We start from the raw sequence: 13,629 nt of genomic DNA on the forward strand, positions 1-13,629 counted from the left end.
CCAAGGAGTAACCGTTATGAGTAATAACAATTTACACATTGCTGTCATTGGTAGCGGCGGCAGTGCGATGGCTGCGGCACTCAAAGCGACCGAGGGAGGTGCCCGAGTGACGCTCATTGAGAGAGGTACTATTGGCGGAACTTGTGTCAATATTGGCTGTGTCCCGTCTAAAATCATGATCCGAGCGGCTCATATCGCCCAACTGCGGCGAGAAAGCCCTTTTGATAAAGGCTTAAGTACCCATACTCTTAAGGTAAATCGATCAGCTCTCCTCGAGCAACAACAGGCTCGGGTAGAAGAACTCCGTGAATCCAAATACCAGAGTATTCTTAGAGAGAATTCCGCCATTACCGTTATTAACGGCGAAGCCCGCTTTATAGACGATGAAACTCTTTCCGTATCACTTTGCGATGGCGGTGAGCAAACGGTTCACTTTGACCGTGCTTTTATCGGCACCGGGGCCCGACCCGCACAACCACCCATCCCCGGCTTAGCTGAAACCCCTTACCTTACTTCGACAAGCGCATTAGAGCTAAATGACATTCCTAAGAGCCTCCTTATTATTGGAGCCTCGGTCGTTGCTCTTGAGTTAGCACAAGCCTTCGCGCGTCTCGGTAGTGACGTTACTGTTTTGGCCCGCAGTCGAGTGTTATCCCAAGACGAGCCTGCCATTGGTGAAGCAATAGCGACTGTTTTTGATCGCGAAGGCATCAATGTGCTTGAGCATACAGAAGCCAGCGAAGTGCGTTACGACGGACAACACTTCATTCTCAAAACCAATGCCGGAACATTAAAAGCAGAACAACTGCTCGTGGCCACAGGCCGTACGCCCAATACGGAAAACCTCGATTTAAAAACCATCGGTGTACAAACTGAACGCGGTGCAATAACGATTAACGATCGCATGCAAACCTCTAACTCAAGAGTATATGCGGCAGGCGACTGTACGAATCAGCCGAAGTTTGTCTATGTCGCCGCCGCAGGCGGCAGCCGAGCCGCTATTAACATGACGGGCGGTGATGCGCATCTTGATCTCAGTGCCATGCCCGAGGTTATCTTTACTGATCCACAAGTCGCCACGGTGGGTTTATCAGAAGCTGATGCTAAAACTGGTGGTTACGTCACCGAAAGCCGCACGTTGGGCCTTGAAAATGTCCCACGGGCATTGGTTAACTTCGATACCCAAGGGTTTATAAAAATTCTCGCAGAAAGTGGCAGCGGCCGGCTGCTCGGTGTTCAAGTCGTCGCAGGAGAAGCTGGTGAGTTGATTCAAGCTGCTGTAATGGCGATAAGAGCAGGAATGACAGTCAATGAGTTGGCTGATGAGCTCTTCCCATACCTTACGATGGTAGAAGGCTTAAAGTTATGTGCTCAAACATTCACTAAAGATGTTAAGCAATTATCTTGCTGCGCTGGATGAGATAACCTAGCTTAACTTCACTGGACAGTTACCAATATTTCGGGTTTAGCTGCTGGTTGGTGATAGGTTAAGCTAGTTCAGGAGTGATAATAGTTGTTATAAGCACTTTTTTTTCATTCATATTACCCTTATTTGTCTCACTTATTTGACAATAAGTTTTCCTAGATACCTTTGCATCTGACAATGAAAATCGTATTCTCCGGTCTTTAATACTGGCAATTCGATCAACTTTAACTTATTGGTCGGTAAAGTATCGCTGATCCCCAGATCAGGAATAAGCAAAGTTTCAGAGCAACAGATTTAAAGGCTTCCAGTTTGACAACAATCTCATTTAGCCGTTTTCATTTGTTTATTATATAACGTTACAATTAGCCAGCCAGTAATCATAGCTCCCAAGGACCACCCGAATAATCCCGTAACAAATCCACTAAAACTCAAATGCCACTCGAAACCAGAGAGTTTTCCGTGAACCATGCCTTCTGTTAAAGCCATCATGCTAGAGAGCTATCATCATTTGCATCATATCCATTCTATGCTCCATCATTTTCATTTTATTCATCATATTCTCTTTGCCCATTTGCTCTGCTTTGTCTCCCTTTTTATGTTCTCCTTTGTTCATGCCTTTATCCATCCCATGGTTCATCATTTGCATTCCCTTCTGCATTGACTTCATGTGTTCTTCCATTAGTTTTTTACGTTTCTTGGGATCGGATTCGCTTTTTATTTTTTCCATAGCTTCGCGCATTTCTTGCATGTGCTCATTCATTGATGTCATTTTTTCATGATGCATCATTCCACTCATTGAACCTGTTTTATCATCACCATGTTTATGCTGTGCATCAGCAAAGACAGGAGAGGCCATTAAAGCTGTGATAGTTAAAGCTGAAAGTACTTTTTTCATTTTATTACCCTCTTGACTATGACCAAATTGTATTGGTCTCATTAATTTTACTTTGTTTCACTATCGTTAAATCTTGGAGCCCACGCTGACGTAGACCTCATATAACGGCGATATTTATTGCCGAATCCTTCAATGCCTTCGATGAAATTGAATTTCATCGAATCTAACGGGAAACTTTTAAAGCTCATATTGTGACCTGGACGTTTTAAGCCATTTAACCGACAACTAGCTTTCCCCGATACATTTGCATCTGGCAATGAAAGTCGTACTCTCCGGGTTCCAGCGCTGGTATTTGAATTTGCTTTAATTTGTTAGAAGGCAACGTTTCACTTATTTCTAGCTTGGGAATGAGCAAAGTTTCAGAGCAAGGAGATTGATCCTTTCGCAGAAATTTAAGCTCAACAGGCTTGCCTTCTCGCACCTTTATACGCGAAGGTGAGTAGGTACCGTTTTCTACAGTAATTACAATCTCACCTTCTTCCGCCTGTTTCTCAGCAGGTTCATAAAGCCAAAACCACCAGACAATCAGTGCAATTAATGTTAAGCCAGCGATATTAATAAATAACATTTTTACTCTCCTGAAAGAGCTCTAATTAAAAGAGGAATCAGTGACTCTTCGCTTTGAAAAAGCGCAACCGATTAGCGTTACTCACTACCGTGAGTGACGAAAAAGCCATGGCTGCACCGGCAATGACAGGGCTTAATAGAATGCCGAGAAACGGGTACAGTACACCTGCGGCAAAAGGTATACCTGCCACGTTGTAAATAAAAGCACCGAATAGATTCTGCTTGATATTGCGCAGAGTAGCCTTACTTACAGCTACTGCATCAGCTAGACCATGTAACGACCCCCGCATCAAAGTAATGTCAGCACTTTCAATGGCTACATCCGTGCCCGTACCGATGGCGAAGCCCACGTTGGCAATAGCCAGTGCTGGCGCATCATTAATACCATCTCCCGTCATGCCAACGATTTCGCCTTCCATCTGCAGCTCCTGAACCTTTTTTGATTTTTCTTCCGGCAGAACTTCAGCGAAAAATTCTTTAATTCCTACTTTTTCAGCAACTGCTTCTGCTGTCGCGCGATTATCACCAGTAAGCATCACTACTCGCACACCGTTATCTTGCAAACGTTTAATGGCGGCTACGGAGTCGTCTTTTATCGGGTCGGCAACTGCAATAATTGCAGCTAACTCATTATCAACGGCAAAGTACATAGGCGTCTTAGCTTCAGCAGCTAAGCCTTGGGCTTTTTCAACAAAGTTACCGAGCTCAACTTGACGTTCACGCAACAGCTTTTCATTACCGAAAAGGAGGGACTTCCCGTCAACTTCTGCCTCCACGCCATGACCAGCGATGGCGTTGAAGTTCGAGACCTTACTTGTCTTAATCCCTCTTTCCCTGGCTGACTCAACTATCGCCTGTGCTAGCGGATGTTCAGAGCCAGACTCAAGTGTCGCTGCAAGTTGCAGTACGGTTTGCTCATCGTACTCACTCGCTACTAATACGTCGGTGACTTTAGGAGAACCAAGTGTAATGGTGCCCGTTTTATCCAGGATCATAGCCGATACTTTCGACGCTGTTTGCAATGCTTCGCCATTGCGAATCAGCACACCTGCCTCTGCGGCTTTTCCTACACCCACCATTACCGACATAGGCGTCGCCAGGCCTAATGCGCAAGGGCAAGCAATAATCAAGACAGTGGTCGCTGATACCACAGCAAAGGCCAGTGCCGGCTCAGGCCCAAAGTTAAGCCAAGCTAGAGCACTGATAACAGCGATAATCATAACGACTGGCACAAAGTAAGCTGAAATAATATCGGCAAGACGACCGATTGGGGGCTTAGAGTTTTGCGCCCGTTTCACCATGTTAATAATTTGAGCAAGTGCTGTATCTTTTCCGACTCTTGTCGCTTGAAACAAAAAGGAACCACTTTTATTTATCGTGCCCGCCACAACGTCATCACCAACTGATTTTTCCACGGGCATGGGTTCACCCGTTAGCATAGATTCATCAACGGTGGTACTTCCCTCTATAACTTTTCCATCAACAGGGATTTTTTCTCCGGGACGAACACGTACTACGTCCTCCTCGAGTACGTCTTCGATAGCGATATCCAATTGTTTATCGTCACGAATCACCCTTGCGGTTTTCGCCTGCAAACCAATGAGACGTTTTATGGCTTCGGACGTGCGCCCACGAGCTTTCAGTTCAAGTGCCAGCCCCAAATTGATCAAACCGATAATCATTGCGGTCGCTTCAAAGTATACGTGACGCGCCATTTCCGGAACCAGGTGCGGAACCAATACAACCACCATGGAATACAACCAGGCGGTACCAGTACCAAGTGCGATCAGCGTATCCATATTAGCGGAATGATTTTTCAAAGATTGCCAGGCACCGACGAAGAAGTGTTTGCCCGAAAAGTAAAGTACACCTAACGTTAGAATACCTACGACTAACCATGTCACACGCTCTGTGGCAGTGGTCACCGTCATTTCACCAACAAAAAGGCTATAAATCATGAGAGGTACACCTAACGACAGCGCAACGGTCATCTCCCGCATCAGCCGCTTGTAATAAGCCCAGTCGGCTTGCTCTTTTTCTGCCAACGCATCACCGTCACTTTCGGACGTGGCTACTTTAGCGCTATACCCCGCCCTCTCTACTGCTTTCACTAAAGCGCTCGGATTTGCTGTTCCAGTCACACTGACCGTTCGCTGGGCAAAGTTCATCTCTGCATTTTCCACGCCGGATACAGACTTTAATGCATTTTCGATTTTGCCAACACAACTCGCGCAACCGGCTCCCTCGATAATGAGTTCCTCAATGGAACGACTACGAACGTCCTCAGTTTTTACACCCATACCTGTGCTCCTTATTGACGGGAAACGAGCCAAGCAACAGCTATTTCCCGCAAAGTACCAACGATAAAACCGTCACTCACTACATATCCGAAAATCGATTCGCAGTTTGCACCATTCGTTTAATTTCATTTTCTTCAACGTTCTTTACCGTTTCTAGCAGCTCTTTTGCGCTATCTATATCAACACGGGAATATAGGTGTTCATACAGTTCTATGACTTGCTCATGATGGTTTACAACCTTCTCCATAATGTGATCGGTATCTAACTCTTTAAAAGGCGAATCGCAGTGCCCATGCTCAACGATGGGATGTTTCCCAATATAGTCATAACACCAAGTGTCTAATGCATTTCGGTTTGCTGTACTCAAAAAACCTTCGACCATTCGCTCTAAGCTAGCCTCATGACCCGACACGTAGTTTAGAATCATCCGAGCTCGTTCATCTTGGTTTTGTTTAGAGCAGTGAGTCACACACTCCTTCAGGTTTTTGTGGAAATCAACGGTCCAACTCAGCACATCTTTGATTGTTTCTATTTGCATTTTTTACTCCTTACCTATAATTAATCGTTACTTTCGTTTGCTTTTGTTAACTGGCGGACTTCTGTGACAACTCCACGGTGTATGTTCCGAATTATCTTTAATATTTTGGTCAATAAACTTGTAGTACTCTTCTTTCAGATGAGTCCACCACCCACTATTTATTTCAACACCAAACTTCCTGAGCTTTTCCTCTATAACATTGAGATCCACTTTAGAGGCATCATAAGCGACCAATAACAAGTTATGCTCAGAGTCATAGGCAACGCTATCAAGGCCAACCAAGCGATCGATTTCGTTAATCGCTTCGCGAACTTTTTTCACACTCTCAGTGTTTAGCTTTAACGTGCGATTGACTAAGTTAATTTCCCGCACTCCGGCTCTATGATCGTTAGTTGACATTAGTACTGTCCTGTTAATTAAAACTACCAATACGTTTCAGGCAACATTTGCTCGGTGTTAACTTTGTAACGAAAGCTCTTTATTAGTGGCTGCTCGTTTATCGTGAACCCAGAACAATTCATCGATTGGCGAGATAGAAACTAATCCCTCGTTAGGTACCCCAGTATGGGCCGCTTCAACTACCAAGAGGGCAACATCACGCGCATCATCACTGTTCACATAAACTTCAAGCTGTACGTGATCAACTAAGTGATCATCGTTATAGCTATCGAAGTAGTAACCCCGTCCTCGCACAGGAAACAGCGTAAAGCCGCTAACGCCACGGCCGATGAGAGCCTCTTCCACTGAGTCTTGTCGAAGTTGATCAAAAATAGCGGTAATTTTAGATAGGTTCATATATTCTCCTACAAGCCTTAAGTCACTTAACTTAAGAGCTCTATCTAGCATGATTAAATTTCGAAAAAAGTTTTAATTGAAATTCAGCAGGAGCTATTTCGGAGGATAAAAAATATCAAAAGACATTTGCTTAACATTCCCTTCATATGAAAGAGGATGCTGCAAGTAACCAATTGACTTTATTGGTAAATTGAACGGAATTAATACTAAAGGTGAGCTTGCAGAGTTGCACCCCGCATCCATTAAACATGTATCAGCAGAGTCCGTTAAACAATAACAGCACGTTTTACTGGCAGGTTGTTCGTCGTCATCACAATGAATGTTGCTTTTTCTCTCGTTTGCAACATCTGCCTGATTAACGTTGATTACGTGCTCTGCGCTGGAGGCAGTATTATGGACAGGAGCAGCTGGGAAGGATAGTTGAATTACTATTCCTAGCATAAGCACAACTAAAAATTTTGTTTGCGCCATATGTGTGTCCCCAATCCCGAATTTTAACCTAGCATACTTGTTAGCGCACATCATTGATCAAGATCAATGATGTGCGTCTCTTAACTAAAATAATTGGTCTTATACACGCTTAACCTTTTGCCCACGCCACAAGTAGTAAACAGCGGGTAACACGAGCAAGGTTAGAATAACCGCACTGATCATTCCTCCAACCATCGGGGCGGCTATTCGGCTAACCACTTCAGCACCAGTTCCTGTGCTGAACATAATAGGCAGTAGACCTGCAATTGTAGAAACAGCCGTCATCATGACAGGACGAACACGAAGCCCAGCCCCTTCCATTACAGCGCGAGAAACACCGTCTTTAGTCAAAGCTTTACCTTGCTCTAGTTGGCGTTGTTCGTATTCGTTATAGGACTGATTAAGATAAGTCAGCATTAATATCCCTATTTCTACGGTAACCCCCGCTAGTGCTATAAAGCCAACCGCTACAGCAACTGAGAAGTTATAATCTAAAAGATACATCAGCCAAATTGAACCGACCAACGCAAGAGGTAAGGTTCCCAGTATGATCGCGATTTCCGTGGCATTTCGAAAATTCATGTACAAAAGAACGATAATAATCGCGAGCGTTAACGGAATCACGTAAGTCAGTTTTTCCTTTGCCCTTTCCATATATTCGTACTGCCCGGACCAGGTAACTGAATACCCTGCTGGCAACTCGAGTTCTTGTTCTACAACCTTCATTGCTTTTTCAACATAAGTGCCGACATCAACTCCCTCAATGTCGACAAAAGTCCAGCCATTAAGTCTTGCGTTTTCGCTTTTAATTGCCGGCGGTCCAAGTTCAACGTAGACATCAGCCACATCCGCCAAACTAATACGCTGCCCGTTTGGCGTAACTAAAGGTAGCTTCTTTAATTCTTCCGGCGAATCACGGTAATCTTGAGGGTAGCGCAAGTTTATTGGGTAACGTTCAAGCCCTTCAATGGTCTCTGAAACATTCATTCCACCAATAGCCGTGGCAACGACCTGCTGCACATCCTCAATGTTCAAGCCATAACGTGCAGCCTGCTCTCTTTCTATGTCAACTTTGACATAGCGTCCACCTGCCACTCGCTCTGAATAAACAGAAGCCGTACCATCGACATCATCAAGTATTGCTTCAAGCTGCTGCCCTATCGTCTGAATTTCATTAAGATCGGCTCCGGCAACTTTTATACCTACCGGCGTTTTGATACCTGTCGATAGCATATCAATGCGAGTTTTAATGGGGTAAACCCACGCATTGGTCAGCCCCGGAAACTTTACAAGCGCATCCAGTTCTTTTTTCAACTTCTCAGTGGTCATACCGTCTCTCCACTGATCTTTCGGTTTCAGTTGAATAAAGGTTTCAATCATCGTTAGGGGTGCCGGATCAGTGGCGGTATCCGCTCGACCAATTTTGCCAAAAACCGTCTTCACTTCCGGTACCGTTTTTATGAGCTTGTCGGTTTGCTGCAACAGCTCCCTTGCTTTACCAATTGATAATCCGGGATAGGTAGTGGGCATATACATCAAATCGCCCTCATCCAAATCTGGAATAAATTCACTACCAATTTTGTCAATCGGCCAGACACCAACGGCCAGGATAACAAGCGCTCCGACAACTGCTGTCTTGGGGTATTTCAAAATGCCTTTTAAAAGCGGTTTATACCCGGCGATCAATAACCGATTAAGCGGGTTTTTCCCCTCAGGTGTTACCTTTCCTCTGATAAAATATCCCATCAACACGGGGATAACGGTAACCGCTAAGGCTGCACTGGCTGCCATTGCGTAAGTTTTCGTGAAAGCAAGCGGAGAAAACATCCGCCCTTCCTGGGCTTCTAAGGTAAATACCGGCATAAAGCTGACGGTAATAATGAGCAAGCTAAAGAAAAGAGCAGGGCCCACCTCTGAAGCAGAGGCGGCAACCACCCGCCAGCGGTTCTCTGCTGTCAGTGGCGTTTTTTCCATATGCTTATGCATATTTTCAATCATGACGATGGCACCATCGAGCATAGCGCCAATAGCGATTGCGATCCCTCCAAGTGACATAATATTCGCGTTAATTCCTTGCCAATACATGACAATAAACGCGGTTAAAATACCCAAAGGCAAGCTGATAACGGCAACCAGCGAGGAGCGGACATGGAAGAGAAATATCACACAGATAAACGCGACAATAGCGAGTTCTTCTATTAAACTTTTCCAGAGACTTTCCACGGCATCCGAGATAAGCCCCGAACGATCATAGACAGTGACAATATCGACACCTTCTGGTAGCCCCGACTTTAACTCATCCAACTTTTGTTTAACGCCATCAATCGTTTTTTGGGCATTTTCTCCGAAGCGCATTACCACAATGCCGCCCACGGCTTCTCCCTCACCGTTGAGTTCGGCGATACCGCGTCTCATTTGGGGGCCCACACCCACATCAGCAACGTCTTTAAGCAATAATGGCGTGCCATTTTCATCAACGCCAAGCGGGATACTCTCTAAGTCTGACACACTATCAATATAGCCTGAGGCCCGGACCATATACTCAGCTTCCGCCATTTCAACCACCGACGCCCCCACTTCCTGATTGCCTCGCTGGATAGCATTTTGTATGTGAGCAAGAGGAATATCGAATGCGCGCAGCTTCTCCGGATCCACTTTCACCTGGTACTGCTTTACCATCCCGCCCAGGGCGGCAACTTCTGAAACCCCCTCGACCGTTTGCAGTTCATACTTTAAAAACCAATCCTGCATACTGCGTAACTCACTCAAATTGTGGTTACCCGTGCGATCAACCAAGGCATACAAATACACCCAACCAACCCCTGTTGCATCAGGGCCTAATTGCGGTCTTGCATTAGAAGGCAATGTCGGAGCAACCTGAGACAAATATTCCAGTACTCGCGAACGCGCCCAGTAAGCGTCTGTATCTTCGTCAAAAATGACATACACATAGGAGTCGCCGAAAAACGAATATCCACGGACGGTTTTAGCGCCGGGGACAGACAGCATAGCGGTTGTTAATGGATAGGTTACTTGATCTTCTACCACCTGCGGCGCTTGACCCGGATAGCTGGTTTTAATGATCACCTGGACATCCGACAAGTCCGGCAGTGCGTCTACGGGCGTATTCTTAACCGCAAAAGCACCAACACCCACGAGGATTAATGTCGCCAGAAGAACGAAAAAACGGTTACTCACTGACCATCGAATGACTGACTTAATCATGGTTATGCTCCTGCTCTGTCACTTGTTTTTGCTCAGGAATATGAATCGATGTGAGCTGGTACTGTTGCTTCCCGACTTGCGTTATTTCCGCATGCAAGGATAACCCCGTGCTAAGCTGAGAAAGTTCAACATCCGAAGCAACATCGAAGTCCATCGTCATTGCAGGCCAGTCCCATTCAGAAATCTCACCGTGCTCCAGCGTAACCATCGAGTGCTGAGGCATAACATTTTTAACGGTTGCTTCAACCCAGACAGCTTGAGCTGCTGCGTCACTTGACATACTGTCGTGGCTCTCGCTATCAGTGTTAGAGTCGTGGTTCATACGTTTAAAGTCGGAAGACTTACTGGACTCAGAGTCAATTAAGAACTGAGCCGATGTAACAATTTCATCACCTGCCATAAGACCCGATAAAATCTCAACTCGCGAGCTACCTAACCGCCCAACGTCAACATTAACTGATTTAAATTTCCCATCACCCAGTGCCAGGACAACTCGGTTCGAATCACCCATTCGGATAAGCGCTTCTTTAGGGATGATTAAGTTTTTGTCGCCTAAACCAGCCTTAATGTTAAGATTCGCAAACATGCCCGGTTTTAAAAAACCATCTGGGTTGTCGAAGCGAATTCGAACTTGTCCCGTCCGAGTTTTAGGGTTAAGTGACGGATAGACATAATCAACCTTTCCTTGCCACTCTTTACCTGGAGCATACTCAAGGTTCATTTGAACGTCATTGCCTACCTCAACCTGGTTCAATTGCCGCTCAAAGACTTCTGCAATAACCCAAATTTTATCCAGTTGAGCAATGGTCATTAAATTCATACTCGGCGTTACAAACGCACCTTCACGCACAGTCAGTCTATCCAATACCCCGGACTGCTTTGCTTTTACCGTGATTGTTTTCTGAATTTTACGAGTTTCTTTTAACTTCTTAATCTCAGATTCAGAGACTTGCAGAGCTCTTAAGCGTTCTTCAGCGGCATCAATTAGCACCTGTTTACCTCGCTGCGAGGCTAGTACAAGCTCCTCTTGAGCATTAACCATTTCCGGTGAGTAAATACTGTATAACGGTTGGCCTGCTTTAACCGAGTTACCGACCGCTTTTACAAAAAGGTTTTCAATCCAACCTTCAACACGAGGACTTACTGTTAAAACTCGGTCCTCATCAAACTGAACATAGCCAACTGTTTCGATATCCAGGTTGAGTCTCGAGGACGTGACGGTTGCAGTTGTAACCCCAAGGTTATTAATAACGTCGGGATCAATTCTCACCGTACCAGGTGAACTCTCTTCTGCATCATCGCCATAGTAAGGAATAAGGTCCATCCCCATTGGAGACTTTCCTGGTTTGTCTCGGCGATAATTGGGATCCATCGGAGCCACCCAATATAACGGCTCTTTTTCTGCATTGCCCGATGAACGATCAGACACTTCAGTCGATTGCATTACATAGCCAATAGCGCCAGCGCCAACTGCAAAGCCTACAGCTAAACTTATAAGAGATTTGGTGACTGTTTTCATTTTACACTCCTGAAAGTAATAAGTAGTTTGCTTCGGCAATCAATTTTTGGCGGTTGATGGCGATTGCTAATGCATCAATTTTTGCGTCGATTTCCGCAATCTGTGACCGTACCGCCTCGGCAAAGTCGCCATCATCATTTTTGTAGGCAGTCAATGCGGCTTCAGACTGGGCGGACATTTGTGGAAGTAGCTCTTCGTGATATAGGGCAGCACGTTCATTCAAACGGTTCAGTTGTAAAAACGTACTGCGTAAATTGGCTATTAACTGCCTGGCAACCAATAACTTCTCAGTTTTTTTTGCTTCCGTTTTAAACTTTGCTGAGCGTACCTGCTTATCCTGTTTGTTATCAGTAAATAAAGGGACATCGAACGTAACCCCGGCTGACAGCAAGTTGGCACGGTCATTGCCGCTTGGATCGTCGTTTCTATGGCCATATTTCAGATTGGCTGACCATTGCGGTTTATAACCTTGCTGAGCGAGCTCGACAGACGTCTTCGACGCCAAAATGTCTTGATCGATCGCTTGCAAAACCGGGTGTTCTTTTATCAATTCGTACAAGGCTTGTTTCGGTATTGTCGAAGGTGATAGCAATGTCTTCTTCAGCGTAAGACTCGGAAGGTCATCCGGTAACCTTGATTTCGCTATAACACCTATCCATTCCGACAATTCGCTTTGAAGTCGCTCCTCTTTTTGTCGCAGTGACGTCAACCTATCATCCAGGCGTGTAAGCTCAAGTTGGGCTCTAATAACATCTTGCTGCCGTGCTTTTCCCTCGGTACTGGTATAACTCGCCTTAGCGGTTGACACTAACTGTTCAAAAAGCGCTCTATCCGATTCAATCAAGCGAATACTTTGCTGAGAGAAAAAAACATCTAACCACAACTTCGTGACCGTTGTTTTGACCTTTGCAATACGATCCGCTCTCAAAAGCGGTTGTTTTTGAGCTAATTGGTTTTTCTGCTTACGAGACAACGATAATGTGTCTCCTCTGGGAAATGCTTGTGAAACACCGACGACTAACTGGGTCATCCCTTCCTGTCTTGAACTAAAACTGTCAACAGGGAAACTGGCAGCCGTGAATGATATTTTAGGGTCAGGCAAACTGGAAGAGGCTATCGCTTCACTCGCGAATGCCTCTTGGGTTTGCTTACTTGCCGTTAACCAAGGATCTTCTTGTACAGCGATACTCACTGCTTCTTGCAAATTCAAAAGCGGCTCTTGTGCATTAACGACATTTGGCACCACTACAGTCAGAACACCTAAATAAGCCATTCTTCTTAAAAGTTTCATATTGTTACTCTCAAAAACTGTGAATTTTTAAATTAAACACAGACCAAGTTATGAGTCGGACCGTAACGAGGACGACGAACGACGTCGTAACGACAATGACCGAACCAAAGTTTATAGCTGTGTTTTACCTAGACGATAGACGCGCCAGGAGCGAGAAATTTCGTATTTTTAAGAGTGGATTGGGGGGCGAAAAAGCGAGAGAGAATGCTTTTCTTTAATATTCGTATCTAAGAATGAGGTTGCGTTAAAAAGCAGCTTATCAACAGGCGGAACCGTCGATTGCTCAGAATAAACGACAGTAATTGACGGACTGTAACAATGTCGCATCATTGAATCAGAGCAACAATTATCGGTAAGAGAGTGCGACACTTCGCAATCAGCAAGATCACAAACCTGCTCAGTAGAATCGTGCATACAGGCCTCTTCCGTACTGATAGTTTGTGAAAATGACATTGTTGTTACTGCCAATAGCAATAGAGCAATGATTAAACGATACATGCGAAGTTCTGCTGTAAAAACATGCTTGCATTGTATCTCTTTTGGCTGATAAAGATCAATCAATTAAAGGAAGTACCCATAACGAGGTAGTCAACCCAGATGGT

Annotated in this window: 13 protein-coding genes; 1 reads left to right on the forward strand and 12 read right to left on the reverse strand. The window is 45.1% G+C overall.

What is annotated here, in order from left to right; translation table 11 throughout:
* Positions 1 to 16: 16 nt before the first annotated feature.
* Positions 17 to 1,420: a mercury(II) reductase gene (gene merA / locus C5610_RS10310; RefSeq protein ID WP_105307081.1), complete on the forward strand. Its 1,404-nt coding sequence runs from the start codon at positions 17 to 19 to the stop codon at positions 1,418 to 1,420.
* 141 nt (positions 1,421 to 1,561) lie between these two features.
* Here the strand turns inward: merA and C5610_RS13830 are convergent, their stop codons facing one another.
* From C5610_RS13830 to C5610_RS10365, 12 genes are all read right to left on the reverse strand, one after another.
* A complete protein-coding gene (locus tag C5610_RS13830; RefSeq protein WP_153849795.1) occupies positions 1,562 to 1,702 on the reverse strand; it encodes a cupredoxin domain-containing protein in 141 nt (46 codons plus the stop codon).
* Positions 1,703 to 1,747: 45 nt separating this feature from the next.
* Positions 1,748 to 1,915, reverse strand: coding sequence for a DUF5676 family membrane protein (locus C5610_RS13880; RefSeq protein WP_006956214.1), 168 nt, complete (start codon positions 1,913 to 1,915; stop codon positions 1,748 to 1,750).
* A gap of 1 nt (position 1,916) precedes the next feature.
* A complete protein-coding gene (locus C5610_RS10320) occupies positions 1,917 to 2,321 on the reverse strand; it encodes a hypothetical protein (RefSeq protein ID WP_262339863.1) in 405 nt (134 codons plus the stop codon).
* 214 nt (positions 2,322 to 2,535) lie between these two features.
* Entirely contained in the window at positions 2,536 to 2,889 is a 354-nt protein-coding gene (locus C5610_RS10325) for a cupredoxin domain-containing protein (protein WP_105307083.1), read from the reverse strand.
* A 37-nt stretch (positions 2,890 to 2,926) separates the two neighbouring features.
* The gene (locus C5610_RS10330; RefSeq protein WP_105307084.1) at positions 2,927 to 5,188 is read right to left on the reverse strand and encodes a heavy metal translocating P-type ATPase; all 2,262 of its coding nucleotides are present in this window, start codon (positions 5,186 to 5,188) and stop codon (positions 2,927 to 2,929) included.
* Positions 5,189 to 5,267: 79 nt separating this feature from the next.
* A complete protein-coding gene (locus tag C5610_RS10335; RefSeq protein ID WP_092841979.1) occupies positions 5,268 to 5,726 on the reverse strand; it encodes an ATPase in 459 nt (152 codons plus the stop codon).
* Between the two features lie 27 nt (positions 5,727 to 5,753).
* Positions 5,754 to 6,125, reverse strand: a complete 372-nt coding sequence (locus tag C5610_RS10340; RefSeq protein ID WP_105307085.1) for a cation transporter — start codon at positions 6,123 to 6,125, stop codon at positions 5,754 to 5,756.
* 57 nt (positions 6,126 to 6,182) lie between these two features.
* On the reverse strand, positions 6,183 to 6,521 hold the full coding sequence (locus C5610_RS10345; protein ID WP_105307086.1) for a P-II family nitrogen regulator: 339 nt from the start codon (positions 6,519 to 6,521) through the stop codon (positions 6,183 to 6,185).
* Positions 6,522 to 6,614: 93 nt separating this feature from the next.
* Positions 6,615 to 6,992 (reverse strand): hypothetical protein, encoded by a 378-nt coding sequence (locus tag C5610_RS10350; protein WP_133540735.1) that lies wholly within the window; start codon positions 6,990 to 6,992, stop codon positions 6,615 to 6,617.
* A 99-nt stretch (positions 6,993 to 7,091) separates the two neighbouring features.
* The gene (locus C5610_RS10355; protein WP_105307087.1) at positions 7,092 to 10,217 is read right to left on the reverse strand and encodes an efflux RND transporter permease subunit; all 3,126 of its coding nucleotides are present in this window, start codon (positions 10,215 to 10,217) and stop codon (positions 7,092 to 7,094) included.
* The gene (locus C5610_RS10360; RefSeq protein WP_105307088.1) at positions 10,210 to 11,736 is read right to left on the reverse strand and encodes an efflux RND transporter periplasmic adaptor subunit; all 1,527 of its coding nucleotides are present in this window, start codon (positions 11,734 to 11,736) and stop codon (positions 10,210 to 10,212) included. Before C5610_RS10360 ends, C5610_RS10355 begins: the two co-directional genes overlap by 8 nt.
* A gap of 1 nt (position 11,737) precedes the next feature.
* The gene (locus C5610_RS10365) at positions 11,738 to 13,027 is read right to left on the reverse strand and encodes a TolC family protein (protein WP_262339864.1); all 1,290 of its coding nucleotides are present in this window, start codon (positions 13,025 to 13,027) and stop codon (positions 11,738 to 11,740) included.
* Between the last annotated feature and the right edge of the window lie 602 nt (positions 13,028 to 13,629).

Origin of the sequence: Idiomarina sp. OT37-5b (assembly GCF_002968395.1) — a bacterium.
GTDB classification, from domain to species: Bacteria; Pseudomonadota; Gammaproteobacteria; order Enterobacterales; family Alteromonadaceae; genus Idiomarina; species Idiomarina aquatica.